The following is a 25,122-nucleotide window of genomic DNA, read 5'->3' as shown; positions in this document are numbered from 1 at the left end:
CGAGCCGACGCCGGGCCGCGCCCACTCAGTCCTCCCGCAGCACGTAACCCACCCCGCGCACCGTGTGGATCAGCTGCGGCGCGCCCGGCTCGTCGAGCTTGCGGCGCAGATAGCCGACGTAGACGGCGAGGTTCTTGGAGCCGGGGCCGAAGTCGTAGCCCCAGATGCGGTCGTAGATGGTGGAGTGGTCGAGGACGATGCCGGCGTTGCGGACCAGCAGCTCGAGCAGCTCGAACTCGGTCCGCGTCAACTCCAGCTCCCGCGTGCCCCGCCACGCCCGCCGCGCCTGCGGGTCCATCCGCAGCCCGGCCGCCTCGATCAGCCGGCCGGAGGGCTCGGGGGCGGGGGTCTGCGGCTGCTTCGGTAGGTCGACGGGGGCGCCGTTCGCCTCGCTGGTGCGGCGCAGCAGGGCGCGCAGGCGGGCGAAGACCTCCTCGACGTCGAAGGGCTTCACCACGTAGTCGTCGGCGCCCGCGTCCAGGCCGGCGATGCGGTCCTGGGTCTCCACGAGCGCCGTCAGCATCAGGATCGGGGTGCGGTCGCCCTCGGCGCGCAGCACCCGGCAGACCTGGAGGCCGTCGATACCGGGCATCATCACGTCCAGCACGAGCACGTCCGGCGGCGTGCGGTGGGCCTGCGCCAGCGCCTCGACGCCGTCGGCGACCGCGGTGACCTGGTAGCCCTCCAGGGTCAGCGCGCGCTCCAGGGCGTGGCGGATGGCGCGGTCGTCTTCGGCGAGGAGAACAGTCTGGGACACGGGTTCAGTGTGCCAAGGCCTCCGGCGGTTCGGCCGTGTGAGCGAGCTTACGATCACCCTTCTTACTGGGCTCACACCCTCACACGGCCGCCCCTGGGGGCTCCGCCCCCAGACCCCCTTTCGGCCTCAACTGCCTCGTCCTCAAGCGCCGGACGGGCTGGAAATGGCCGCCAGCTGCTCGGCGAAGGGCACAACCGTGAGGTCGTCCGCGGCGGCCGTCCTGACTCCCGACAGGCCCTGCGTCAACCCCGCCAGCTCGCCCGCCGCCCGCTCGATCCGGCCGTTCAGCCCCTCGGCGCCCCAGTCCTCCGAGGCGGCGTAGACGCCGGTCGGCACGACCACGGCCCGCAGGTGGGCGAAGAGCGGACGCAGGGCGTGCTCGAGGACCAGGGAGTGCCGGGCGGTGCCGCCGGTGGCGGCGATCAGCACCGGGATGCCGGCCAGCGCGTCCTTGTCGATCACGTCGAAGAAGGACTTGAACAGCCCGCTGTACGAGGCCGAGAACACCGGCGTGACGACGATCAGCCCGTCCGCCGAGGTCACCGCGTCGATCGCGGCGGCCAGCTTGCGGCCCGGGAAGCCGTTGGTGAAGTTGTGCGCGATCTCCACGGCGAGGTCGCGCAGCTCGACGACCTCCACGTCCACCGGGTCGGAGGCCTGTCGGACCATCGCCGCCGCCAGCCGGTCGCCCAGCAGCCGCGTGGAGGACGGGACGCTCAGCCCCGCGGACACGACGACGAGCTTCATGCGACGGTCACCTCTTCCGAACCCTTCTTCGCCAGCAGGGAGGCGTGCGTGGGCGCCTCCGGCACCTCGGCCGGACGCCCGGCCGCGAACTCCTTGCGCAGCACCGGCACGACCTCCTCGCCGAGCATGTCGAGCTGCTCCAGGACGGTCTTCAGCGGCAGCCCGGCGTGGTCCATCAGGAACAGCTGGCGCTGGTAGTCACCGGCGTACTCGCGGAAGGAGAGCGTCTTCTCGATCACCTGCCGCGGGGAGCCGACCGTAAGCGGCGTCTGGTCCATGAAGTCCTCCAGTGACGGGCCGTGCCCGTAGACCGGCGCGACGTCGAAGTACGGGCGGAACTCCCGGATCGCGTCCTGCGAGTTCCTCCGCATGAAGACCTGCCCGCCCAGCCCGACGATCGCCTGCTCGGGGGTGCCGTGCCCGTAGTGGGCGTACCGGGTCCGGTACAGCTCGACCATCTGCTTGGTGTGGTCGGCCGGCCAGAAGATGTTGTTGTGGAAGAAGCCGTCGCCGTAGTACGCGGCCTGCTCCGCGATCTCCGGCGAGCGGATCGAGCCGTGCCAGACGAACGGCGCCACGCCGTCCAGCGGCCGGGGCGTGGAGGTGAAGCCCTGGAGGGGCGTACGGAACTTGCCCTCCCAGTTCACGACGTCCTCGCGCCACAGCCGGTGCAGCAGGGCGTAGTTCTCGATGGCGAGGTTGATGCCCTGCCGGATGTCCTGGCCGAACCAGGGGTAGACCGGGCCCGTGTTGCCGCGGCCCATCATCAGGTCCACCCGGCCGTCGGCCAGGTGCTGGAGCATCGCGAAGTCCTCGGCGATCTTCACCGGGTCGTTGGTGGTGATGAGGGTGGTGGAGGTGGACAGCACCAGCCGCTCCGTCTGTGCCGCGATGTAGCCGAGCATCGTCGTCGGCGACGACGGCACGAACGGCGGGTTGTGGTGCTCGCCGGTCGCGAAGACGTCGAGCCCGACCTCCTCGGCCTTCAGCGCGATGGCGACCATGGCCTTGATGCGGTCGCGCTCGGTCGGCGTACGGCCCGTGGTGGGGTCCGGCGTGACATCGCCGACGCTGAAGATCCCGAACTGCATGGTCGCTCACCCTCCAGGTTGTTGACGGTTCAACTATACCCGGAGAACGGCGAGCGGCCAGGCACTATTCCCGACCACTAGCGCCAGTGCGGATCCCTGCCGGTCCGCGCCAGCAGCCGCTCGAACACCGACGCGCCCTCGGCCACCGGCACCGGCTCCCCGAACACCCCCATCCTCCTGGCCGTCGGTGCCAGCTCGTCCACCGCGCCGGCCAGCTCCGCCACGACCGCCTCGTCGGCGGCCGGGTAGTCCTGGCCCGTCGCCCGCGCCAGGTCCCACACATGCACGGTGAGATCGAGCAGCGCCATAGAGCCGACCAGCCGCGCGGGCATGTTCATCCCGCCGGTCCTGCCTTCCTCGGCACCGGGCGCGGACCAGGCCGCCACCAGCCGGTCCGCCTCGTCCGTGAGCCGCTCCCGCCACTCGGGGCTCCCGGCGACCCGGTCGGGGGTCTCGGCGAAGTCCGACGCCTCCTTCACGGCGAGCTTCTGGAACTGCACGATCACCTGGAAGAGGTGGTTGACCAGCGCCTTCACGTCGTACTCGGCGCAGGGCGTGGGAGCGGCGAGCGCGGTGTCGGGAATGCCCCGCAGCACCGGAACCGCCCGCTCGCGCGCCATGGCCAGCAGCTCACCGATGCCGTACGTCCTCACACTGTTCGTGTCCATGCCCCGACCGTAGGGAAGCCGCCCCCCGCCCTTCTTGAAGAAACGCGACGCCTGCGAAATCGCGACGTACGATCCGGCCATGGAGGCACCCCGCCACGACACCCGCGGGATCGTCGACCCGTCCGCGCTGCTGAACCGCGTCCGGTTCCGCCGGCACGAGCCCGCCGAGCCGCTGCGCCGGTACGTCGAGTGGTACTGGCTCATCGACTGGGACCTGCCCGCGCCCTACGCCTCCCACGTCGTCCCGCACCCGGCCGTGAACCTCACCTTCCAGTGGGACGAGGACGAGGGGCCGCCGTATGCCGAGGTCACCGGCGTGGCGCTCGGTCTGTACACCCGGAAGCTGACCGGCCGGGGCCGGGTCTGCGGGGTGAAGTTCCGGCCCGGCGGTTTCCGGCCCTACGCCCCCGAGGCGCCGGTGTCCCGGTGGACGGGCCGCGCGCTGCCCGCCGAGGAGGTGTTCGCGCACGCCACGGGCGACGCCGCCCGCGCGAGCGTGACCCCCGCCGACGACGCCGCCCGCGTGGCCGCCCTCGACGCCTTCCTGCTCGCCCTGCCCTGCGCCCCGGACCCGCAGGCCGACCTCGCCATCGACCTCGTCCGGCGCATCCGCGCCGACCGCACGGTGCGCCGTGTCGGCGACTTCGCCCGGGAGCAGGGCCTGTCGGTGCGGGCACTGCAGCGCCTGTTCTCGACGTACGTCGGCGTCAGCCCGAAGTGGGTCCTCCTGCGCTACCGCATCCACGAGGCCCTGGACCTCGCCGGCACCCGCGCCGAGGTCGACTGGGCCACCCTCGCAGGCGAACTCGGCTACGCCGACCAGGCCCACCTCGTACGGGACTTCACGGCGACGGTGGGGGTGCCGCCGACGGCATACGCGGCGGACGGCCGGTCCAGCCGCACCGACGGTTAGGGAACCAGGACCAACCGGCCCCGCACCCCGCCCTCCGCCAGCCGGGCGTGTGCCTTGGCCGCGTCGTCCAGCGCGAAGGTCTCGGCCACCCGGAGGGCCAGCACCCCGTCGTCCACCAGCCGGACCAGTTCGGCGAGCTGCGCCCCGTCGGCACTCACCTCTACCGCACCGGTCCGCACCCCGCGCACGGACCCGGGCTGGATGCCCGGAATGACGCCGATGTAGGAGCCCCCGTCCCGCGCCCACCCCAGGGCCGTCTCACCCAGGATCGCGGCGTCCAGCACGGCGTCGAAGCTCCCCGCCTCGACGGCGCCCGCCGTGAAACGGGTGGCCCCCAGGGACCGCACGAGTTCCTCGTCGGCCTCGCGGGCCAGTGCGGTGACGGATATCCCCCGGTGAGCGGCGAGTTGGACGGCGTACCCGCCGACCGCACCCGCCGCGCCCGTCACCAGCAGCGACTGATCCGGCCCCAACTCCAGCCGGTCCAGGGCCTGCGCGGCGGTCAGGGCGTTCAGCGGCAGCGTGGCCGCGTGGACGGAGTCGCCCGTCACCGGGGCCTTGGCGACGGCGTCCGCGGGGACGACGACGTACTCGGCGTGCGTGCCCAGCGGCTTGAGCATGCCGTAGTGCAGCGCCACCACCTCGCCCCCGACACCCCAGGAAGCGGCCGACCCCACCGCGTCCACCGTCCCGGCCACGTCCCAGCCGAGCCCGATATCAGTGCCGGCACCCCCGAAGACACCGGCCGCCAACCCCGCGTCGACCGGGTTCAGCCCCGCCGCCGCGACCTTGATCCGCACCTGCCCCGCACCCGGCTCGGGCACCTCCCGCTCCACGATCTCCACGGCGTCCGGTCCGCCGAACGTCCTCACCACAGCAGCGCGCATGGCAACTCTCCTGGTTTGTGCAATCAGTGCATGTCGGGGTGGGTTTCCCCGCTGTTGCAACAACCCTAGGAAGAGTTACTATCTATTCGTAAGTAGTTACCTGGGAGTGCGTACCTACCCGCGAGGTGAGCCATGCCGACCATGACAGCGGCCCAGCGGCGCGAAGAGGCCCGCATCGCCTACGACGCCTTCCTCAAGAGCTGTCCCACCAACCAGCTCCTGGACCGCCTCAGCGACAAGTGGGTCAGCCTCGTCGTCGCCGCGCTCTCCGCGGGCCCCATGCGCTACAGCGACCTCGGCCGCAAGATCGCCGGGGTCAGCCCCAAGATGCTGACCCAGACCCTGCGCTCACTGGAGCGGGACGGCCTCCTCACCCGCAAGGTCACCCCGTCCGTCCCCGTCCGCGTCGACTACGAGCTCACGCCGCTCGGGCACGGCCTGGCCCTGCTGCTGACCGCGGTGAAGGACTGGGCGGAGACCCACTTCGACGAGGTCCGACAGGCACGCGAGCGCTACGACAGCGAGACCCCGGCCGACTAGACCCTGGCTCCGAGGCGGAGGCCGGCGTCAGAAGTGGTACGAGTCCCCCGTGTCCAGCACCAGCACCCGCTGCTGATCGTTCCCGCGGTCCACGCCCGCCGCGCCACCGCTGCGCACGGTGTCGAACTCCACCAGCACCTCCGACGGCGCGCCCCGCAGCCGTACCCGCAGACCGACCGGCTCCCCCACCCCGTCCGCGTCCAGCGCCCCGACCCGGCACATCACGATCCGCTCGCCCGCCCGCGCACACCTGTCGGGCAGCGCCTGCCGGTCCGCCAGCGGCTCGGACCAGCGCAGCCGTACCGCCACCGCCGGGTCCGGCACGGCACCCGTGCCGAGCCGGTACGGCGTGAACCGTACGGCGACCCGGCCACCGGACATGGCGGCGGAACCGTGATAGGCGAGGACCGCCTCCGGCGCGCTCACCGCCCCGGCCGTCGGGGCCACGGTCACCCCACCGGCCACCGCCATCACGGCCGCACCGCACATCGCAGCAACCCTCATCCGCCGCATCCGCCGACTCCTCACTCCTGCGTGGTCGTACGGATGTATCCCACGCGGAGCGAGCGGCAGGCGCCGTCCAACAGGTGAGGTGCCGCGGCCCCGAACCGGTGAACGGACACGACGCGGCCCCATGGCAAGCTGCCCGCATGCTCGTCCTGCGCTCCGCCGCCCTCTTCGCCGTCGCCGCCCTGTTCGAGATCGGCGGCGCCTGGCTGGTCTGGCAGGGCGTGCGCGAACACCGCGGATGGCTGTGGATCGGCGCGGGCGTGATGGCCCTCGGCGCCTACGGCTTCATCGCCACGCTCCAGCCCGACGCACAGTTCGGCCGCATCCTCGCCGCCTACGGCGGTGTCTTCGTCGCCGGTTCACTGGCCTGGGGCATGATCGCCGACGGCTACCGCCCGGACCGCTGGGACGTCATGGGCGCGCTGATCTGCCTCGCGGGCATGGCGGTGATCATGTACGCACCGCGAGGCGACTGAACTCCGGGCTCAGGTCGGCGGCAGCAGCCCCAACTGCCCGAGGAACTCCATCTCGTCGAAGTAGAGCCGGTAGTCGACGATGTGTCCGCTGTCGTCGACGGTGGCGAAGTCGACCCCGCGGATTTTGATCTCCTTCTGCGTGGCGGGCAGCGTCTCGCCGGTGGGCAACTGGATCGGTCCCGTGTTCCGGCCGCTGAAGACGCCCTCGTCGATGGCCGTGTTGCCGACCTCGTAGGAGTGCACCGACTCGTACCGGCCGTCGGGAACCATCTCCGTCATCTGGCGCCAGTACGCGGCGATGTCGTCGCGCCCGTGGAGCTCCCCGCCGTCCGGGGTGACGGCGACCGCGTCCTGTGCGTACAGCTCGGCGATGCCCTTGGGGTCCGCGGTGGTGATCGCCGCGGTGAGCCGGTCCATGACTTCACGTGCCTGTCCCATGATCCACCTCCTGCTCGGGGACCACCCGTCTCATTGTCCCACCGCATCGCGCGCCTATCCTGGCCGGACAGTGCCTGGACTCGACCACGCAAGAGGAGCAGCCATGCCCGCCGCAGCCCCGTCCACCGCCTCCCGCATCGCCGTCGTCACCGGTGCGAGCAGCGGTATCGGCGCCGCCACGGCACGGCAGCTCGCCGCGGCCGGCTACCGCGTGGTCCTCACCGCCCGCCGCAAGGACCGCATCGAGGCACTGGCCGAGGAGATCAACGCAGCCGGCCACTCCGCGGCGGCCTACCAACTGGACGTGACCGACCGCGCGGCGGTCGACGAGTTCGCGCTGGCCTTCAAGACGATCGGCGTCCTGGTCAACAACGCGGGCGGCGCCCTGGGCGCCGACCCGGTGGCCACCGGCGACCCGGCCGACTGGCGCACCATGTACGAGACGAACGTCCTCGGCACCCTGAACCTCACCCAGGCCCTGCTGCCCAAGCTGGAGGCGAGCGGCGACGGCACGGTGGTCGTCGTCTCCTCCACCGCCGGCCACGGCACCTACGAGGGCGGCGGTGGCTATGTCGCCGCCAAGCACGGCGCCCACGTCCTCGCCGAGACCCTGCGCCTGGAGATCGTCGGCCGCCCGGTCCGCGTCATCGAGGTCGCGCCCGGCATGGTCAAGACGGACGAGTTCGCCCTGACCCGCTTCTCCGGCGACACCGACAAGGCGTCGAAGGTCTACGAAGGCGTGGCCGCCCCGCTGACCGCCGACGACGTCGCCGACACCATCACCTGGGCCATCACCCGCCCCAGCCACGTCAACATCGACCTCCTGGTCGTCCGGCCCCGCGCCCAGGCGTCCAACACGAAGGTCCACCGGGAGAAGTAGGGTCACGCAGCGTGGACGGACACATACGTTTCGAAGCGCTGCACAACTTCCGCGACCTGGGCGGCTACCCGACGACCGACGGCCATCGCGTCCGCGCCGGCCGTCTCTACCGCGCGGACTCCCTTGGCAAGTTGAGCGAGGGCACCGCGGACTGGGCCCGCTTCCGCGCCCTGGGCATCGGCACGGTCATCGACCTGCGCCACCCGCGGGAGATCGAGAACAGCGGCCGTATCCCGGACCACCCGTCGTTCACTTACCACAACCTCAGCATCGAGCACCGCCCGTACAACCAGGCGGCCTTGACTCCCGACGTGGACCCGGGCGCGTATCTGGCCGAGCGCTACCGGGAGGTGGCACAGGACGGCACGAAGGAAATCCGCGGCGCGCTGGAACTCGTGGCGAAGGCAGCGGAGTCGGACACGCCCCTGGCCTTCCACTGCGCCTCGGGCAAGGACCGCACGGGCCTGCTGGCGGCGCTGATCCTGGGCCTGCTCGGAGTGCCGGAGCGCACGATCATCGAGGACTTCACCCTCACGGAACTGGCCGCCCCCGCCCTGCTGGCCGACTGGAAGGCCCGCAACGACGGCCGCGCCCCGAGCTGGCCGGGTTTCGGCCGCGCCCCCGAAGCGGTCATGCGCCTGTTCCTGGCCGACCTGGCGGGGCGTTACGGCTCGATCGAGGGCTACGTCTTCGAGGCGCTGTCCCTGGACCCACAGCCGTTGAGCCAGGCGCTCCGGGCCGCGCTGCTGGAGCGGTGACGCGCCGGCGGGCATGAGCGAGGCCCCCGGTCCGCACCGGGGGCCTGCCGCGTTCAGCCCTTCACACAGACGACCTGCTTCAGCTTCGCCACGACCTCCACCAGGTCCCGCTGCTGATCGATGACCTGCTCGATCGGCTTGTACGCGCCCGGGATCTCGTCCACGACACCGGAGTCCTTACGGCACTCCACGCCCCGTGTCTGCTCCTCCAGGTCCTTCGTGGAGAAGCGCCGCTTCGCCGCGTTCCGGCTCATGCGCCGACCCGCGCCGTGCGAGGCCGAGTTGAAGGACATCGGGTTCCCGAGGCCCTTCACGATGTACGAACCCGTGCCCATCGAGCCCGGGATGATCCCGAACTCGCCGGAGCCGGCCCGGATCGCGCCCTTGCGGGTCACGAGCAGGTCCATGCCGTCGTAGCGCTCCTCGGCCACGTAGTTGTGGTGCGCGCTGATCTCGGCCTCGAAGGTCGGCTTGGCCTTCTTGAACTCCTTGCGGACCACGTCCTTGAGGAGCGCCATCATGATCGTGCGGTTGTACTTGGCGTACTCCTGCGCCCAGAACAGGTCGTTGCGGTACGCCGCCATCTGCGGGGTGTCCGCGACGAAGACGGCGAGGTCGCGGTCGACCAGCCCCTGGTTGTGCGGGAGCTTCTGGGCCACGCCGATGTGGAACTCGGCCAGTTCCTTGCCGATGTTCCGGGAACCGGAGTGCAGCATCAGCCAGACAGAACCGTCCGTATCAGTGCAGACCTCAACAAAGTGGTTGCCGCCTCCCAGCGTTCCCATCTGCTTGCCGGCCCGCTCCTGACGGAACTTGACCGCATCCGCGATCCCGTCGAACCGGCCCCAGAAGTCGTCCCACCCGCCCGTACCGAAGCCGTGCAGCCGCCCGGGGTCGACGGGGTCGTCGTGCATCCCGCGCCCCACCGGAATGGCCTGCTCGATCTTCGACCGCAGCCGCGACAGGTCCCCCGGCAGGTCATTGGCCGTCAGCGACGTCTTCACCGCCGACATTCCGCACCCGATGTCCACGCCCACCGCCGCGGGACACACGGCCCCGCGCATCGCGATGACGGACCCGACCGTCGCCCCCTTCCCGTAATGCACGTCCGGCATCACGGCGAGGCCCTTGATCCACGGCAGGGTCGCGACGTTCCGCAGCTGCTGGAGCGCCCCGTCCTCGACCGTCGCCGGGTCGGTCCACATACGGATGGGAACCTTCGCGCCCGGCATCTCCACGTACGACATAACGTCCTCAATCCCCCGGAAAACAAATACAAGCCTGAAATCGCAAAACCGGCGCCAAGGTCGACGAAAGGGACAGCGGACCGGCGCCCACGGCAGTGCGTGCGATACACATTGTCTCCAGTGGGCGCCCCCGCGCGGCAAGCGAATAACCAGCGGGGACACTGAATGACCGGCAACGGACCGACCACAGAGCCACCGTCGAGAGGAGCCTGACCGTGCAGCGGAAGGCCTACGTATCCGGCGTCGCCGCACTCCTCGCGGCGCTGCTGGCCGGCTGCACCGGCAGCTCCGACGACGGCGGCACGACCGACGGCTCCAACCCCGGCGACTCCGGCACGGCGACCGCGGCGGCCGAGCCCGGCCGGTACGACACGCTGCCCGAACCGTGCGGCGTGGTCGGCGAGGACACGCTCGACTCGCTCCTGCCGGGCATCAAGCAGATCACGGACGAGGACCAGCGCGAGAAGGCGTACGAGGGCGCCCCGACCCTCACCTACGACACCGACCGCAAGGTCGGGTGCCGTTGGAAGGTCGAGTCGACCGACGCCACCGACCATCTCTTCGTCGACTTCGAGCGTGTGGTGTCGTACGACACCTCGGTCAGCGACGACAGCGAGGCGGAGCAGCTCTTCGCGGCCCTGCAGGAGGCGGCCGACCTCCCCGAGCCGACGAGCACCGAGTCCGCCACCGCGACCGACGAGGGCACCCCCTCCGCCGACCCGAGCGGCTCGCCCTCCTCCTCGTCCCCGGCCTCACCGTCCGCGTCCTCCTCGCCCTCCGCCTCCACCTCCCCGTCGGCCTCGGCCTCGACCTCCGCCGACCTCCAGCCCCGCGTGCTCGACGACCTCGGCGACGAGGCCTTCCTCGACGACAAGCTCAGCAGCTCCGGTTCGACGGCCCAGCAGCGCAAGGTGACTGTGGCGTTCCGCACGTCCAACGTGATCGTGACGATCGAGTACGAGGAGCAGCCGGCCACCGTCGGCACGGTCCCGGACAGCGAGGAAATGCAGGACAGGGCCCAGAAACTGGCGGCACAACTGGCCGACGAACTGGCCGAGTAGCGCCCCTCGCGCACCCTCGTACGCCCAAGTGCGACGTAACCGAAACGAGACCGCACACCTTCTTCACCGCGTACCGTGGCCCCTCGGACCCGATCCGACCGCAGGGACCACGAGTGTCAGTCATGAGTGAAGGAACCATGCAGCGAGCAGCAGAGCGAGAACAGCGTGACGGGCGTAAGCAGCACGAGCAGCGGGGGAAGGGCCTTCACGGCCTGCAGCGTGCCCTTGTCTGCGCGGCCGTCGTCCCCGCGGTGCTGATCTCCGCGGGCTGTTCCTCGGACTCCGGTTCGGACGACAAGACCGCCGGGGACACGAAGGCCTCTGCTTCGGCGTCCGAGTCCGCGAGCCCGTCGCCAACGGTGCAGGCGGCGGCGTACGAGGCGCTTCCGGAGGCGTGCAAGACGCTGTCGAAGAAGACGCTGGAGGAGCTCGCCCCCGAGGCCAAGTCCGGCAAGAAGGGCTCGTCGGACGACGCGTCGACGCGTGGCTCCTGCTCCTGGAGCAGCCTCGACAACAACGGCGTGAAGGGCTCGCAGTTCCGCTGGCTCAACGTCTCCCTGCTGCGCTTCGAGTCGGACGCCTCGCGCGGGTCGGGCGACAAGCGGGCGCAGGAGTTCTACGAGACGCAGGCCCAGGACGCGAAGTCGGTGTCGGGCGCGAAGAACACCAAGTCGGAGCCGGTCGCCGGGGTGGGCGACGAGGCGACGGCGGTGCGCTACGACCTGAAGAAGAAGGAGGGCTCCTTCCGGCAGGAGACCATCGTGGCCCGGGTCGAGAACGTCGTCGTGACGCTCGACTACAACGGCGCCGGTCTGGCCGGTGAGAAGACCCCCAGTGCGGAGTCCCTGGACAAGCTCGCGCGCAAGGCCGCCAAGGAGGCGGTGGCCGCGGTGAAGAACGCGAACGGCAGCGGCAGCGCGGGCACGCCGAGCAGCGCCCCGTCGAAGTCGGCTTCGAAGTCTCCCTCGAAGTCGCCCTCCGGGAGCTCCTCGAAGGCGTCCGGCTCCCCGTCCAAGTCAGCGTCGAAGAAGAGCTGACCGTCACACCTGCCCCACCGCTGCGTCACAACACGCAGCTCAGACACGCCTGTTGCACGAGCCCGGCCCTCTGAAGGGACCGGGCTCGTGCCGTACCCGCAATCCGCGCGCCGCACAGATGTGCCACCCTGTTGCGCGCAACAACATGCACTGGGAGGGGAGTACGAGTGGCCGGGCCACCGCAGCTGACTCGGACGCACCGCATTCTCATCGGTGTGGTCGTGTTCGGCGCCGTCATCATCGCCGGCATCGGCTTCGCCGGTTCGTACGCGGCCGTCCGCGAGCTGGCCATCCAGAAGGGCTTCGGGAACTTCAGTTATGTCTTCCCGATAGGCATCGACGCAGGTATCTGCGTCCTGCTCGCCCTCGACCTGCTCCTGACGTGGATCCGCATCCCGTTCCCGCTCCTGCGCCAGACGGCGTGGCTGCTGACGGCGGCGACGATCGCCTTCAACGGCGCGGCGGCCTGGCCGGACCCGCTGGGCGTCGGCATGCACGGCGTGATCCCGATCCTGTTCGTCGTCTCGGTGGAGGCGGCCCGCCACGCGATCGGCCGCATAGCGGACATCACGGCCGACAAGCACATGGAGGGTGTCCGCCTCACCCGCTGGCTCCTCTCCCCCCTCCCGACCTTCCTTCTGTGGCGCCGCATGAAGCTCTGGGAGCTGCGCTCCTACGAGCAGGTCATCAAGCTGGAGCAGGAGCGGCTGGTGTACCAGGCCCGCCTGCGCTCCCGCTTCGGCCGGGCGTGGCGGCGCAAGGCGCCGGTGGAGTCGTTGATGCCGCTGCGTCTGGCGCGGTACGGGGTTCCGCTGGCGCAGACGGCTCCGGCGGGGCTCGCGGCGGCGGGCATCGAACCCGCCCTGCTGCCGCCGGCGCCCAAGCAGGCCCTGGACGCCGTTCCGCCGGCCGACGTGGCCGGCATGACGCCGGGCAACGCGGCCGGCCCTCGCGCCGCCGCGGCGCCGGTCCCCCGGCAGGCGGCACCCGCCGGCGAGCAGCGCCCCGAGCTGGTCGGTCCCGAGCCGGTCGGCCCGCCCGACGTCGAGCAGCCGGAGTACGTGCAGGACTGGTTCAACACCCCCCGGAACGTCGAGTACCAGGGCGGCTACAACGCCCAGTACGACCCCCAGGGCCACTACGAGCAGTGGTACGAGGAGCAGCTCCAGGCCGAGCAGTACCAGGACCAGTACCAGCAGGAACCGCCCGTCCAGGAACCCTCCCCCGAGGACACCGGCACCTTCCCGATCCCCGTGACCGGCAACCGCACCCGCCAGCTCGGCGAGGGCGGCGGCCCTCCGGAGCCCCCGGAGCCGAACGAGGACGACTACTACCAGGTCTTCCGTCAGTCGATCGACGGCAGCTACCCCACGCCCCGTGTCCTGGGCGACAACATCCAGGCGACGTACGGCACGTCGCTGAGCCCCAGCGCTCTGAAGACCCTCACGGAACGCTTCCAGAAGCGCCATTCGGCGGAGCTGGAAGAGGACCACATCGCCTGACGCCGAGCCGGAGACTCGAGCACGGGACTTGAGCACAGGCCTTGAGCACGAAAAAGGGGCCCTCCGCAGAGGGCCCCTTTCCCGTACCGCCTACTCCCCGAGCAGGGTCCGCACCCGCTCCTGCCCCACCGCGAGCAGCAGCGTGGGCAGCCGCGGCCCGGTGTCCCGCCCGACCAGCAGGTGGTACAGCAGCGCGAAGAACGTCCGCTGGGCCGTCTTGATCTCGGCCGGCAGTTCCTTGGGCGTGGCGTCCGCGGAGAACCCGGCCTGCACCTTGGGCACGCCGTAGACGAGGTGGGTCAGCCCGTCCAGCGACCAGTGCGACTCCAGACCGTCGAGGAGCAGCCGCAGGGACTGCTGGGACGCCTCGTCGAGGGACTTCAGCAGCTCGACGTCGGGCTCGTCGCGCACGATGGTCCGCTGGTCGGCGGGCACCTGCGTGTTGATCCAGGCCTCGGCCTTGTCGTACCGGGGACGCGCCTCGTCGAGCGAGCCCAGCGGGTTCTCCGGGTCCAGCTCGGAGAGGATCCGCAGCGCCTGGTCCTGGTGCCCGGCGGTGATGTCGGCGACGGACGCGAGCGTCCGGTACGGCAGCGGGCGCTGCGTACGCGGCAGCTCACCCGCGGCCGTGCGCACGGCACGCGAGTGCGCGGCGACGTCGGCGGGCAGAGCGGACCCGTCGGCGACCTTCCCGTCGAGCTTGTCCCACTCGTCGTAGAGCCGCTGGATCTCCTGGTCGAACGCGATCTTGAAGGACTGGTTGGGCCTGCGGCGGGCGTACAGCCAGCGCAGCAGCTGCGGCTCCATGATCTTCAGCGCGTCGGACGGGGTGGGCACCCCACCGCGCGAGGAGGACATCTTCGCCATGCCGCTGATGCCGACGAAGGCGTACATCGGCCCGATCGGCTGCTTGCCGCCGAAGATCCCGACGATCTGGCCGCCCACCTGGAAGCTCGACCCCGGCGAGGAGTGGTCCACACCGCTCGGCTCGAACACGACACCCTCGTACGCCCACCGCATGGGCCAGTCGACCTTCCAGACGAGCTTGCCGCGGTTGAACTCGTTGAGCCGGACGGTCTCGGAGAAGCCGCACTCGTTGCAGGTGTACGTCAGCTCGGTGGTGTCGTCGACGTACGAGGTGACGGTGGTGAGGTCCTTCTCGCAGTTGCCGCAGTAGGGCTTGTACGGGAAGTACCCGGCGGAGCCGGAGCTGCCGTCGTCCTCGCCGGCCGCGCCGGAGCCCTCGGCGGCCTCCAGCTCGGCCTCGTCGACCGGCTTCTGCGACTTCTTGCCCTGCCCCTTGGGCTTGGTGCGGTACTGCGCGAGCACGGCGTCGATGTCGCCGCGGTGCTTCATGGCGTGCAGGATCTGCTCGCGGTACACCCCGGAGGTGTACTGCGCGGTCTGGCTGATCCCGTCGAACTCCACGCCCAGCTCGGCGAGCGCCTCGACCATCGCCGCCTTGAAGTGCTCGGCCCAGTTCGGGTGGGCCGACCCCCTCGGCGCCGGGACGGAGGTCAGCGGCTTGCCGATGTGCGCGGCCCACGTCTCGTCGACCCCGGCGACACCGGCCGGCACCTTGCGGTAGCGGTCGTAGTCGTCCCAGGAGATCAGATGCCGGACCTCGTGCCCGCGCCGCCGGACCTCGTCGGCGACGAGGTGCGGGGTCATGACCTCGCGCAGGTTGCCGAGGTGGATGGGTCCGGAGGGGGAGAGTCCCGACGCGACGACGACCGGTTTGCCCGGGGCCCGACGCTCCGACTCCTCGATGACCTCATCCGCGAAACGGGAGACCCAGTCGGTGGTCTCGGTGCTCTGAGCCACGATCGGCACGTCCTTCTTTCTCCAGGGCAGCCGTACGGTCAACGGCTGGCTCCAACATTCTCCCAGCTCCGGCGGCAACGACGAAAACGCCTTTTCACAGCAGCCCCCGACAGGCGGCGCAGCCGCCTGTCGGGGGCGCGGGGAACTGCGCGACCGGCCCCCACCGCCCCGCACCCGGCCATGAACCCGGAAAACCCCTTTGCACCCCCGTGGGATACTGACCGGGACTGTCAACCCAGCCCCGACCAGAACGGCAGCCCATACCCATGGCCCCGGTCACGTCCATCACCGCCAACGTCGACGCACAGCTCTCCGACGCCCTCACGGCCACCCTCCCGGGAACCGTCGGGGACGCCCTGCTGCGACGTAGCGACCGGGCCGACTTCCAGGCCAACGGCATCCTGGCCCTCGCCAAGAAGGCCAAGTCGAACCCCCGGGAGCTGGCGACGCAGGTCGTCGGCAACATCGTCACCGGCGGTGTGATCAAGGACGTCGAGGTCTCCGGCCCCGGCTTCCTGAACATCACGGTCTCCGACCAGGCGATCACGGAGAACCTCGCGGCGCGCTACGCGGACACCGAACGCCTCGGCGTCCCCCGCAAGGACACCCCCGGCATCACCGTCGTCGACTACGCCCAGCCGAACGTGGCGAAGGAGATGCACGTCGGCCACCTGCGGTCGGCGGTCATCGGCGACGCCCTCCGCGGCATGCTCGACTTCACCGGCGAGAAGACGATCGGCCGGCACCACATCGGCGACTGGGGCACCCAGTTCGGCATGCTCATCCAGTACCTGTTCGAGAACCCCGGCGAGCTTGCCCCCGCGGCCGACGTCGACGGCGAGCAGGCGATGAGCAACCTGAACCGGGTGTACAAGTCGTCCCGCGCGGTCTTCGACTCGGACGAGGAGTTCAAGGAGCGGGCCCGCAAGCGGGTCGTCGCCCTGCAGTCCGGTGACAAGGAGACGCTCGAGCTGTGGCAGCAGTTCGTGGACGAGTCGAAGGTCTACTTCTACTCGGTCTTCGAGAAGCTGGACATGGAGATCCGCGACGAGGAGATCGTCGGCGAGTCCGCGTACAACGAGGGCATGCCCGAGACCGCCCGCCTCCTGGAGGAGATGGGTGTCGCGGTCCGCTCCGAGGGCGCGCTCGTGGTGTTCTTCGACGAGATCCGCGGCAAGGACGACCAGCCGGTCCCGCTGATCGTGCAGAAGGCCGACGGCGGCTTCGGCTACGCGGCCTCCGACCTCACCGCGATCCGCAACCGCGTCACCGACCTGCACGCGACGTCGCTGCTCTACGTCGTGGACGTACGTCAGTCGCTGCACTTCAAGATGGTCTTCGAGACGGCTCGCCGGGCAGGCTGGCTGAACGACGGCGTCACCGCGCACAACATGGGCTACGGCACGGTGCTGGGCGCGGACGGCAAGCCGTTCAAGACGCGTGAGGGCGAGACCGTACGGCTGGAGGACCTGCTCGACGAGGCGGTGCAGCGGGCCGCGGAGGTCGTCCGGGAGAAGGCGCAGGACCTCACCGAGGACGAGATCCAGGAGCGGGCCGCGCAGGTCGGCATCGGCGCGGTGAAGTACGCGGACCTGTCGACGTCGCCGAACCGGGACTACAAGTTCGACCTGGACCAGATGGTCTCGCTGAACGGCGACACGTCCGTCTACCTCCAGTACGCCTACGCCCGGATCCAGTCGATCCTGCGCAAGGCGGGCGAGGCCCGGCCGGCCGCGCACCCGGAGCTGGAACTGCACGCCGCGGAGCGGGCGCTCGGCCTGCACCTGGACGCGTTCGGCGACACGGTCTTCGAGGCGGCCGCGGAGTACGCCCCGCACAAGCTGGCCGCGTACCTGTACCAGCTGGCGTCGCTGTACACGTCGTTCTACGACAAGTGCCCGGTGCTGAAGGCGGAGTCGCCCGAGCAGGTGGAGAACCGTCTGCTCCTGTGCGACGTGACGGCCCGGACGCTGCACCAGGGCATGGCCCTGCTGGGCATCCGGACGCCCGAGCGGCTCTGAGCGTCCGAGGACACACGCGCGGCCCGTTCTCTCCCCCCAAGGAGAGGACGGGCCGCTGTCGTGGTGCGGAACGGCTGTGCGGCTAACGGCTGTTGGCGAAGTTCTTGAACGCGGCCCTGGTGCCCGAGCCGGCGATCCCGTCGATCGCGCCGGTGTAGCCGTAGTGCTGGAGCAGCCGCTGCAGCGCCTTGATGGTGCCCGATCCGACGATGCCGTCGATCGCGCCGGTGTAGCCCCAGTACTCCTTGAAGCAGCGCTGGAACGCCTTCCAGCTGTTGGTGCCGAGTTGCCCGTCGATCGCGCCGGTGTAGCCCCAGTACTGCTTCAGCCAGCCCTGGACCTTCTTGGCCTCGGCGGCGGTCAGGCCGAGGTTGTTCACCGCGAGGACGGAGACCTCGGAGCTCACGGCCGGCTGTGTGTCCGGTGCCGCGAAGCTGGTGCCCGCGGTGGCGAGGCTTCCGGCGGCAAGGCCGATGACGGCACTGACGCTGACGAGGGTCCTCGTCCAGACATTCGGTCGCATGCGTTTCCCTCTCGCTCTGTCTCGGGTGGCGGCCCCTGCCGCCGGGCTGGCGAAACGAGAGTGCGGGGCGGGCGGCGAGGCTTGCCACAGTTGCCGCGGAAGTGACGTCACCGCGGGACGTCCCACCCGCTGACCTGCGGAAACCTGACGCGGTGTGACGGCACGGCGGGACGCCCGAGGCGAGCGGTTGGCCGATTTCGTACCGGTACGCAAACCCGCTCCCGGTGCGGGCCGTGGATGCTGATGCAGAATGCGACGGGGCATGGGGGCCGCTGACCACGGACCGCGTGCCGGACCGTGAACGCGAGTGGGGGGAACATGTCGCGTTGGGCAGTGCTGCCCGCGGAACTCGATCCGCGGATACGGCAGTTGGTGGTGCGGTTGCGCCGGCTGAAGGACCACAGCGGGCTGAGCCTGCGGCAGCTGGCCGCGAGGACGGGGTACAGCCCGAAGTCATGGGAACGGTATCTGGGCGGCCGTTCGCTGCCGCCACCGCAGGCAGTCGAGGCGATGGCCCGGCTCGGGGGTGAGGATCCGACCCGGTGGCTCGCCCTGCGCGAGGTCGCGGCGGAGGCGTGGGGGAACAGGCGCGGGGAAGCGCCCGCGGCGGGCCCGCCCGCCCCGGACGCGGCGATGCCGGAAGCAACCACGACAGCGTCGGAGATCCTGACGACCTGGGCCGGGACCGCGGTCGAAGCCGACGCCGAAGCTCCGGCCGACGGCGCACGTTCTCCGACGCGTTCGCTGCGGGTCGCCCTGCTCGCGGGCGCCGTGGCACTGGTGCTGGCCGTCTCGTCGACGGTCCTCATCGCCGTACGGCTCCTCGGCGGCGCGGGAGAGACAGCAGCTCCGTTCGCCGTGTCCGCCGCGTCGGCACCGGCATCGCCCTCGCAGCCGGCGCCCGCCTACGCCTGCCGTGTCGAGCGGGTCGACGGCCGCTGGTACGCGGGCATCAGCCCCACCGGGGGCGCCGTCCTGGCGAACGGCCACGCGGGGCCGGACGTGGCCGAGGCGCAGTGTCTGCTGCGCCGGGCGGGCATCTCGCCGGGCGCCATCGACGGGATCTTCGGTCCGCTGACGGAGGCAGCGGTCAGACGCGCACAGCAGCGGGCGGGGCTTGCAGTGGACGGCATCATCGGCCCGCACACCTGGAAGGCCCTCCGGCGATGACGACACCGTCCCCGGAACGGGCACGACTGGCCTGCGCACTGCGGGAGTTGAAGGTGCGCACCGGCCTGAGCCTGGTCGGCCTCGCGGCGAAGACGGCGTTCAGCAAGTCCTCCTGGGACCGCTACCTCAACGGCCGCACCCTGCCCCCGCGCGACGCGGTACAGGAGCTGTGCCGTCTCGCGGGCGAGCCGGAGGGGCGCTGTCTGGCCCTGTGGGAGATCGCGGAGTCGGAGAGCAGCGGGCGGGCGCGGGAGGGCCCCCGGCCTCCGTCTCCGCCCTCGGCGCCGTCCGCTGAGGCCCCCCTGCCTCCCCCTGCAACTCCCCCTCCGCCTACCCCTCCATCTCCGTCTCTTCAGCAGGGCACGGGTGCCGGAACTCCCGCCGACGGCCGTGCCGCCCACCGCGGTGCGACAGCCCTGGCGGTGCTCGCGTCGATCTGTGCCGTGCTCCTCGGGGGCGTCGCGGCGGTGGTCCTGCTGTTGCCGCACCCGGAGGGGGAGCCGGGGTCGGCCCTGGCCCCGCCGCCGTCCGCGGCCGGGCCCCGCTGCCAGGGGGCGGCGTGCGAGGGCAGGAGCCCGATGCACATGAAGTGCGCCGCGGCTCCGGTCACCCTCGCCAGGCACCGCACCGCCACCGGCGCCTGGCTGGAACTGCGCTACAGCGAGGAATGCGGGACGAGTTGGGCCCGGATGTGGGGGACGCACGTGGGTGACCGGCTGGAAATGTCGGCGACCGACCGCGGCTGCGCCGACGTCGGTGACGGTGACGTCCGCAGCGCCGAGGCCGAGAGCGGCATCGACACGGACGCGTACGTACACACCCCGATGACCGCGGCTCGGCCCGGAACCGCAGTCCGTGCCTGTTTCTGGCCGGCAGCGGGCGGCGGGAAGGAGTGTTTCGACAGCCGAGTGGCCGGATGAGTTGTCAGTGCCGACCTCTACAGTCACCGGCATGGCGACTCTTCCGAACCCGCTGCCGAAGCTCGCGACCGACCCGACGGGCGCCTCGCTCGGTCTCCAACTCCCGCCCGGGAGGCTTCTCGACGCGACCCACGAGGGCGAATCGCACGAGCCGCTGCTGTGGCTCGCCGACCAGCAGGCGGTGCCGGGATCCTGGGCCGCGCTGGCCCCGGCCCGGCGGATCGCCGGCCTGCTGCCGGTCGTCCTGGACGCGGGCGGCCGCCATGGCGGCCCGCAGATGTGGGAGCTGACGCCCGACGCGATGTCGTACCCGGGAGATCACGACGCCGATGAGGTGCTCGCGGACCTCTGGGACGAGTACGCGGCCGGGGAGACGGAGGAGGAGTGGCCCGGCCTGGCCGACGCGCCCGCCGCCTCCGGCACCGTCCCCGCCGACGACCCCGACGCGGTGGCCACCGACATCGCGGACTCCCTGCTGGACAGCGGCGGCCTGCTGGAGGGCCCCCGCCTCGCCCTCGTTCCGGCCCGTCGCAGCGCGGACGTTCCGGCGGCGATCGGCTGGACGGGCCCGGTGAACCACGAGGGCGACACCGCCCGCCTCTGCGCGGTGCTCCGTTCCTGGGAGGACCGCTTCGGCATACGGGTCGTGGCGCTCGGCTTCGACCACCTTCTCGTCTCCGTCGCGTTGCCGCCGACCACCCCGGCGGAGGCGGAGGCCGTGGCCGCCGAGCACTTCGCGTTCTGCCCTGACAACATCCTGCAGAGCGGTGACAGCACCGTGCGCGCGTACGCCGAGAAGCGGCTCCTCAACCAGCCGGCCTGGCACTTCTGGTGGGACTGACGGCCCCGCCATCCCCGGTCACTGCGGCAACACCCGCATCCCGTCCGGCACCTCGATGCCGAACTCCTCGGCCAGCAACCGCCGCGCCTGCTCCTCCTGCGTCACCTCCTGCTCGACGACCGCCCCGTCCGCCCGCGTCCGCGTGAGCAGCGTGCCGTTGAGCAGGAGGTGACGCTCGGCGGTGACGCTCTGGACGTAGACGCGCTGGGTGAACGGCGAGCGCGGATTGGTGCCGATGTGCCAGTTGATGACCTCGAAGTCGGGCTTCTCGAACGGCTCCAGAGTGAACGCGTACTGATCCGCCCAGTCGCCCTTCGCACGGTCGTGGGCCTGGAGCACCCACAGCTCCAGCGGCCCGTGGTGGGGCGCGTGGACGAGCCGGTGCCGGCGTTCCGCGTCCCGGAACTCGACACCGGCCGTCAGCGGCACCGGCTCCAGCAGCGCGCCGATGGCGCCGAAGCCGACGTCCGCGAGATACGGCTGCGGGTCGCCGGGCTCCTCGACGAGCAGCGCCATGTGGGTGCGCGGGCGGCTCTCGACGCGGTCCGCTCCCACGACGACGCGCGCGGCCAGCCGGGTCACGCCGAAGCCCAGCGCCTCCAGCGCGCACGCGAGCAGCGTGTTGTGCTCGTAGCAGTACCCGCCGCGCCGGCTGTGGACCAGCTTGGCCATCAGATCGGCCGGGTCGAGGGAGGGCGCCGTACGCCGCAGGGCGTCCAGGTTCTCGAAGGGGATGCCCCTCATGTGCGCCAGGTGCACACCCCGAAGCGTCGCCACGCCGGCCCGCCGTTCGCCCTCCCAACCGATCCGCCGGAGGTACGCGTCGAGGTCGAACCCCGCCGCCTGAACCGTCTGCGCTGTGTCGGCCATGCCCTAAGCCTGACGCAAACCCTCCCCGAGCCGCCTCAGGCCCTCCCCGATCTCCTCGGGCGTCTGCGTCACGAAGCACAGCCGCAGGGTCGACCGGTCGGGCTCACCGGCGAAGAAGGGCTCGCCGGGGACGTACGCCACGTCCTGCCGGACCACCTTCGGCAGCAGAGCCGTCGTGTCGTACGACTCCGGCAGGCGGGCCCACAGGAACATGCCGCCCTCGGGACGGACCCAGGTCGATCCCTCCGGGAGGGCCCCGGGCAGGCCGGCGACCATGGCGTCACGGCGTTCGCGGTAGACGTCCCTGACGCCGGCGACATGTCCGTCGAGGCCGGTCAGGTAGCGGGCGGCGGCGAGCTGGTTCAGGGTCGGCGTGTGCAGGTCGGCCGCCTGCTTGGCGACCACGCAGGCCCGCCGCAGGGCGGCCGGCGCGCGCAGCCAGCCCAGTCGCAGACCCGGCGCCATCACCTTGGAGAAGGAGCCGAGCAGCACCGTGCGGTCCTGGGCCCCCGGATAGGAGGCGATCCAGGGCACGCGCTCGCCCTCGTAGCGGAGTTCGCCGTACGGGTCGTCCTCGACGATCCACACCCCGCCCCGGGCGGCGACCTCGGCGACGGCCGCCCTGCGCTCGGCGGGCAGGGTCCTGCCGGTCGGGTTCTGGAAGGTGGGCACGGTGTAGAAGAGCTTCGGCCGCTCCCGCGCGACAAGCTCCTCCAGCGCCTGGGCGTCCACCCCGTCCGCGTCCCCCGGCACGGCCACGACCCGCGCTCCCGCGAGGGCGAAGGCCTGAAGGGCCGCCAGATAACAGGGGTCTTCGACGAGAACCGTGTCACCGGGATCCAGCAGCGCCGTCGCCAGGAGCGACAGACCCTGCTGGGAGCCGGTGGTGATGAGGAGGTCGTCGGCGTCGGTCGCGAGGCCCCCCGCCGACATGCGCGCGGCGAGCCCGGTGCGCAGGCTCGGTTCGCCCTCCGTCGTGGAGTACTGCAACGCCCGCTCCGGCGTCTCGGCGAGCACATCACGGAAGGCGGCCGCGATGCCCTCCCGGTCGAACAGCTCCGGTGCCGGCAGCCCGCCCGCGAAGTTGATGACCTCGGGCCGGGCGGTGACGGCGAGAATGTCCCGCACGGGCGAGCCACCGACCGCCCCGGCCCGCGCCGCGAGCGGCGGCACGGCGGCCGGGGCGTGGTGGGGCACGGGAGGCGCTGGCTCGGTGACGGTCATGACAGGCTCCTTCGGCTCGACGACGAGCGTGACGGCTCGTGCCGCAGCGTAGAGAACTACGTGTCGCCTACAGGCAGCTTTTCGGTATACGGACTCCGCAGCCGCGCGGCAGGGCGTTTCACCGCTCCGGACGTCCCACACCGAGCCGTTGGGACATGACGTCCCCGCAGGTCAACCTGCATCCCGCCGCTCGGGCGTCCCGAATTGACGACGGACGCTGGCGGCCGGGAGGGATGATCACGCAGGCTGGGGTCCGACCCCAACCCCACCCACGGAGAGGGCCCACCGCATGTCCGCGTCCGCACCCCCCGCCCGCCGCCCGCAGGCCCGGCTCCTCGCCGCCACGCTGGTGACGATCGCCGCGCTCACGCTGACCGCGTGCGAGGACGGCGAGGGACTGCGCGACGAGGGCCCGGCCGCCCTCCACGACCCGGGGACGGCGAAAGGCCGCCCGGACAACGTCCGGGCGGCCTCCAGGCCTTGAGGCCCACATCACCGGCTCACGGCATCACGCGTGCGCCGGGACCTCCTTGGGGCTCGGGCCGAACTTGTTCGCGCCCGGCTGGGTGTCCGAGCACAGGAAGACCAGCATGACGATGAAGCCGACGAGCGGGACGATCCCGATGAGGATCCACCAGCCCGAGCGATCGGTGTCGTGCAGTCGGCGCACCGTGACGGCCAGGGTGGGCAGCAGGAGCGCGACCACGAAGATGCCCACGAGGGCCGGGAAGTCGATCGCGTAGCCGACGGCCATCAGCACGATCTCGAAGATCAGGTAGAACAGCGTGAACATCCAGTATTCCTTGCGGCGCGCACGACCGCTGAACACCGCGTACTTCTTGAGCACCTCGACGAACCAGCTCACTGCATCCCCCCAGGGATCGACGCATGACAGACCCTCCGGAACGGATCAGGCCAGGCGCAGAAGCTACGAACACTGACGGGGCCTCGTCAATTCGGTTGTCTGCGCAGCTCATTGCACCGAACCCCGACCACCCGCCTGCCCCCGCCCGCTTTGCGACCGCCCGAATTCAGGACAGATCCTTCGAAGATCACCGAGTAATCCCGCGCGGATCCGGCGCCGCAACCGGAACTACCCCTGGCCGAGTTCTGGCCGTGGCCGAAACGAATGCGTTCTGATGCCGGACCGATCCGGAACCGTTGCCGGGCCGTCGGCCGTTTCGTCAGCGAAGTCCCCGTGCCGCCTCGACGGCCCAGTAGGTCAGAATGTTGCGCGCGCCCGCCCTCTTGATGCCGGTCAGCGTCTCGAGGATGGCCCGGTCCCGGTCGATCCAGCCCTTCTCGGCGGCGGCCTCGATCATCGAGTACTCGCCGGAGATCTGATAGGCGGCGACCGGTACGTCCACCGCGTCGGCGACCCGCGCCAGGATGTCGAGGTAGGGTCCGGCCGGCTTGACCATCACCATGTCGGCACCCTCCTCCAGGTCGAGGGCGAGCTCCCGCAGCGACTCCCGCGCGTTCGCCGGGTCCTGTTGATACGTCTTCCGGTCACCCTGCAGCGACGAGGCGACGGCCTCCCGGAAGGGCCCGTAGAAGGCGGAGGCGTACTTGGCGGTGTAGGCGAGGACGGCGACGTCCTCCCGCCCGATCTGGTCGAGCGCGTCCCGGACGACGCCGATCTGCCCGTCCATCATTCCGCTGGGTCCGACCACGTGGGCTCCGGCGTCGGCCTGCACTTGCGCCATCTCGGCGTACCGCTCCAGGGTCGCGTCGTTGTCGACACGCCCGTCCGCGTCCAGTACCCCGCAGTGCCCGTGATCGGTGGTCTCGTCGAGACACAGATCGGACATGACGAGAAGCTCGTCCCCCACTTCAGCCCGCACATCGCGGATGGCGACCTGGAGAATCCCGTCAGGATCGGTTCCAGGGGTCCCGAGGGCGTCCTTCTTCTCCTCCTCGGGGACCCCGAAGAGCATGATCCCGGAGATGCCGGCCTCCACCGCTTCGGCAGCGGCCTTCTTCAGGCTGTCCCGCGTGTGCTGGACGACCCCCGGCATGGCCGCGATCGGCACCGGCTCGCTGACGCCCTCGCGTACGAAGGCCGGGAGGATGAAGTCGGCGGGGTGCAGCCTGGTCTCGGCGACCATCCGCCGCATGGCGGGGGTGGTCCGCAGACGCCGCGGCCGCGTACCGGGGAAGGATCCGTACGTCGTCATGCCACCTACGCTACGCCCGCGTCGCGGGTGCCTTTGCCGA

General features: G+C 71.0%; 27 protein-coding genes. 13 read left to right on the top strand and 14 right to left on the bottom strand.

Going from position 1 to position 25,122, the window contains the following annotated elements:
- Positions 1 to 25: 25 nt before the first annotated feature.
- The 4 genes from AB5J55_RS24490 to AB5J55_RS24475 all read right to left on the bottom strand — a co-directional run bounded on the left by AB5J55_RS24490 (position 26) and on the right by AB5J55_RS24475 (position 3,263).
- Positions 26 to 757 carry a response regulator transcription factor gene (locus tag AB5J55_RS24490; protein ID WP_369272721.1) on the bottom strand — a complete coding sequence of 244 codons (732 nt, stop codon included), beginning with the start codon at positions 755 to 757 and terminating at the stop codon, positions 26 to 28.
- 141 nt (positions 758 to 898) lie between these two features.
- Positions 899 to 1,504 carry an FMN reductase gene (locus tag AB5J55_RS24485; protein WP_369272720.1) on the bottom strand — a complete coding sequence of 202 codons (606 nt, stop codon included), beginning with the start codon at positions 1,502 to 1,504 and terminating at the stop codon, positions 899 to 901.
- The gene (locus tag AB5J55_RS24480; RefSeq protein ID WP_369272719.1) at positions 1,501 to 2,595 is read right to left on the bottom strand and encodes an LLM class flavin-dependent oxidoreductase; all 1,095 of its coding nucleotides are present in this window, start codon (positions 2,593 to 2,595) and stop codon (positions 1,501 to 1,503) included. Before AB5J55_RS24480 ends, AB5J55_RS24485 begins: the two co-directional genes overlap by 4 nt.
- 77 nt (positions 2,596 to 2,672) lie before the next feature.
- Positions 2,673 to 3,263 carry a TIGR03086 family metal-binding protein gene (locus AB5J55_RS24475; RefSeq protein ID WP_369272718.1) on the bottom strand — a complete coding sequence of 197 codons (591 nt, stop codon included), beginning with the start codon at positions 3,261 to 3,263 and terminating at the stop codon, positions 2,673 to 2,675.
- Between the two features lie 79 nt (positions 3,264 to 3,342).
- Between AB5J55_RS24475 and AB5J55_RS24470 the strand changes: the two genes are divergently transcribed.
- On the top strand, positions 3,343 to 4,176 hold the full coding sequence (locus AB5J55_RS24470) for a DUF6597 domain-containing transcriptional factor (protein WP_369272717.1): 834 nt from the start codon (positions 3,343 to 3,345) through the stop codon (positions 4,174 to 4,176).
- Here AB5J55_RS24470 and AB5J55_RS24465 read toward each other — a convergent pair.
- A complete protein-coding gene (locus AB5J55_RS24465; protein WP_369272716.1) occupies positions 4,173 to 5,063 on the bottom strand; it encodes an NADP-dependent oxidoreductase in 891 nt (296 codons plus the stop codon). The genes AB5J55_RS24470 and AB5J55_RS24465 overlap by 4 nt on opposite strands.
- Before the next feature lie 132 nt (positions 5,064 to 5,195).
- Here AB5J55_RS24465 and AB5J55_RS24460 point away from each other — a divergent pair, with 132 nt between their 5' ends.
- Positions 5,196 to 5,603, top strand: coding sequence for a winged helix-turn-helix transcriptional regulator (locus AB5J55_RS24460; RefSeq protein ID WP_369272715.1), 408 nt, complete (start codon positions 5,196 to 5,198; stop codon positions 5,601 to 5,603).
- Positions 5,604 to 5,630: 27 nt separating this feature from the next.
- Here the strand turns inward: AB5J55_RS24460 and AB5J55_RS24455 are convergent, their stop codons facing one another.
- Positions 5,631 to 6,116, bottom strand: coding sequence for a hypothetical protein (locus tag AB5J55_RS24455; protein ID WP_369272714.1), 486 nt, complete (start codon positions 6,114 to 6,116; stop codon positions 5,631 to 5,633).
- Between the two features lie 137 nt (positions 6,117 to 6,253).
- Here AB5J55_RS24455 and AB5J55_RS24450 point away from each other — a divergent pair, with 137 nt between their 5' ends.
- Complete coding sequence (locus tag AB5J55_RS24450; protein ID WP_369272713.1) at positions 6,254 to 6,589, top strand: YnfA family protein; 336 nt, start codon at positions 6,254 to 6,256, stop codon at positions 6,587 to 6,589.
- Positions 6,590 to 6,598: 9 nt separating this feature from the next.
- On the opposite strand, the gene AB5J55_RS24445 is transcribed toward AB5J55_RS24450, so the two are convergent.
- The gene (locus AB5J55_RS24445) at positions 6,599 to 7,027 is read right to left on the bottom strand and encodes an ester cyclase (protein ID WP_369272712.1); all 429 of its coding nucleotides are present in this window, start codon (positions 7,025 to 7,027) and stop codon (positions 6,599 to 6,601) included.
- A 103-nt stretch (positions 7,028 to 7,130) separates the two neighbouring features.
- Here AB5J55_RS24445 and AB5J55_RS24440 point away from each other — a divergent pair, with 103 nt between their 5' ends.
- Complete coding sequence (locus AB5J55_RS24440; protein ID WP_328880070.1) at positions 7,131 to 7,907, top strand: SDR family NAD(P)-dependent oxidoreductase; 777 nt, start codon at positions 7,131 to 7,133, stop codon at positions 7,905 to 7,907.
- A gap of 11 nt (positions 7,908 to 7,918) precedes the next feature.
- The gene (locus AB5J55_RS24435; RefSeq protein WP_369272711.1) at positions 7,919 to 8,665 is read left to right on the top strand and encodes a tyrosine-protein phosphatase; all 747 of its coding nucleotides are present in this window, start codon (positions 7,919 to 7,921) and stop codon (positions 8,663 to 8,665) included.
- A gap of 53 nt (positions 8,666 to 8,718) precedes the next feature.
- Here the strand turns inward: AB5J55_RS24435 and AB5J55_RS24430 are convergent, their stop codons facing one another.
- Positions 8,719 to 9,912 (bottom strand): RtcB family protein, encoded by a 1,194-nt coding sequence (locus tag AB5J55_RS24430; protein WP_369272710.1) that lies wholly within the window; start codon positions 9,910 to 9,912, stop codon positions 8,719 to 8,721.
- Between the two features lie 215 nt (positions 9,913 to 10,127).
- Here AB5J55_RS24430 and AB5J55_RS24425 point away from each other — a divergent pair, with 215 nt between their 5' ends.
- The 3 genes from AB5J55_RS24425 (at position 10,128) to AB5J55_RS24415 (ending at position 13,512) form a co-directional block, all read left to right on the top strand.
- On the top strand, positions 10,128 to 10,973 hold the full coding sequence (locus tag AB5J55_RS24425) for a DUF3558 domain-containing protein (protein ID WP_369272709.1): 846 nt from the start codon (positions 10,128 to 10,130) through the stop codon (positions 10,971 to 10,973).
- A gap of 137 nt (positions 10,974 to 11,110) precedes the next feature.
- Positions 11,111 to 12,010 (top strand): DUF3558 domain-containing protein, encoded by a 900-nt coding sequence (locus AB5J55_RS24420; protein ID WP_369272708.1) that lies wholly within the window; start codon positions 11,111 to 11,113, stop codon positions 12,008 to 12,010.
- 167 nt (positions 12,011 to 12,177) lie between these two features.
- Positions 12,178 to 13,512: a DUF2637 domain-containing protein gene (locus AB5J55_RS24415; RefSeq protein ID WP_369272707.1), complete on the top strand. Its 1,335-nt coding sequence runs from the start codon at positions 12,178 to 12,180 to the stop codon at positions 13,510 to 13,512.
- A gap of 90 nt (positions 13,513 to 13,602) precedes the next feature.
- On the opposite strand, the gene lysS is transcribed toward AB5J55_RS24415, so the two are convergent.
- Positions 13,603 to 15,345 (bottom strand): lysine--tRNA ligase, encoded by a 1,743-nt coding sequence (gene lysS, locus AB5J55_RS24410; protein ID WP_369276278.1) that lies wholly within the window; start codon positions 15,343 to 15,345, stop codon positions 13,603 to 13,605.
- A gap of 257 nt (positions 15,346 to 15,602) precedes the next feature.
- On the opposite strand from lysS, the gene argS reads away from it, so the two are divergent.
- Positions 15,603 to 17,357 (top strand): arginine--tRNA ligase, encoded by a 1,755-nt coding sequence (gene argS, locus AB5J55_RS24405; protein ID WP_369272706.1) that lies wholly within the window; start codon positions 15,603 to 15,605, stop codon positions 17,355 to 17,357.
- Between the two features lie 82 nt (positions 17,358 to 17,439).
- Here argS and AB5J55_RS24400 read toward each other — a convergent pair whose 3' ends face one another.
- Complete coding sequence (locus AB5J55_RS24400) at positions 17,440 to 17,880, bottom strand: peptidoglycan-binding protein (protein ID WP_369272705.1); 441 nt, start codon at positions 17,878 to 17,880, stop codon at positions 17,440 to 17,442.
- Positions 17,881 to 18,198: 318 nt separating this feature from the next.
- On the opposite strand from AB5J55_RS24400, the gene AB5J55_RS24395 reads away from it, so the two are divergent.
- The 3 genes from AB5J55_RS24395 to AB5J55_RS24385 are packed head-to-tail and all read left to right on the top strand — an operon-like array spanning position 18,199 to position 20,811.
- The gene (locus AB5J55_RS24395) at positions 18,199 to 19,050 is read left to right on the top strand and encodes a peptidoglycan-binding protein (protein WP_369272704.1); all 852 of its coding nucleotides are present in this window, start codon (positions 18,199 to 18,201) and stop codon (positions 19,048 to 19,050) included.
- Entirely contained in the window at positions 19,047 to 19,970 is a 924-nt protein-coding gene (locus AB5J55_RS24390; RefSeq protein ID WP_369272703.1) for a DUF2690 domain-containing protein, read from the top strand. The genes AB5J55_RS24395 and AB5J55_RS24390 overlap by 4 nt, the downstream gene beginning before the upstream one ends.
- 31 nt (positions 19,971 to 20,001) lie before the next feature.
- Positions 20,002 to 20,811 (top strand): DUF4253 domain-containing protein, encoded by an 810-nt coding sequence (locus tag AB5J55_RS24385; RefSeq protein WP_369272702.1) that lies wholly within the window; start codon positions 20,002 to 20,004, stop codon positions 20,809 to 20,811.
- 18 nt (positions 20,812 to 20,829) lie between these two features.
- Here AB5J55_RS24385 and AB5J55_RS24380 read toward each other — a convergent pair whose 3' ends face one another.
- Both AB5J55_RS24380 and AB5J55_RS24375 read right to left on the bottom strand, forming a co-directional pair.
- Positions 20,830 to 21,681 (bottom strand): arylamine N-acetyltransferase, encoded by an 852-nt coding sequence (locus AB5J55_RS24380; RefSeq protein WP_369272701.1) that lies wholly within the window; start codon positions 21,679 to 21,681, stop codon positions 20,830 to 20,832.
- A 3-nt stretch (positions 21,682 to 21,684) separates the two neighbouring features.
- On the bottom strand, positions 21,685 to 22,905 hold the full coding sequence (locus AB5J55_RS24375; protein ID WP_369272700.1) for a PLP-dependent aminotransferase family protein: 1,221 nt from the start codon (positions 22,903 to 22,905) through the stop codon (positions 21,685 to 21,687).
- 289 nt (positions 22,906 to 23,194) lie between these two features.
- On the opposite strand from AB5J55_RS24375, the gene AB5J55_RS24370 reads away from it, so the two are divergent.
- The gene (locus tag AB5J55_RS24370) at positions 23,195 to 23,389 is read left to right on the top strand and encodes a hypothetical protein (protein ID WP_369272699.1); all 195 of its coding nucleotides are present in this window, start codon (positions 23,195 to 23,197) and stop codon (positions 23,387 to 23,389) included.
- Positions 23,390 to 23,413: 24 nt separating this feature from the next.
- Here the strand turns inward: AB5J55_RS24370 and AB5J55_RS24365 are convergent, their stop codons facing one another.
- Entirely contained in the window at positions 23,414 to 23,770 is a 357-nt protein-coding gene (locus tag AB5J55_RS24365; protein ID WP_369272698.1) for a DUF805 domain-containing protein, read from the bottom strand.
- Positions 23,771 to 24,089: 319 nt separating this feature from the next.
- Positions 24,090 to 25,082, bottom strand: a complete 993-nt coding sequence (gene hemB, locus AB5J55_RS24360; protein WP_369272697.1) for a porphobilinogen synthase — start codon at positions 25,080 to 25,082, stop codon at positions 24,090 to 24,092.
- Positions 25,083 to 25,122: the final 40 nt, after the last annotated feature.

The organism is Streptomyces sp. R11 (assembly GCF_041051905.1).
Classification (GTDB): domain Bacteria; phylum Actinomycetota; class Actinomycetes; order Streptomycetales; family Streptomycetaceae; genus Streptomyces.
The sequence above is the reverse complement of the archived record's forward strand: the minus strand, read 5'-3'. Positions and strand labels throughout refer to the sequence as shown.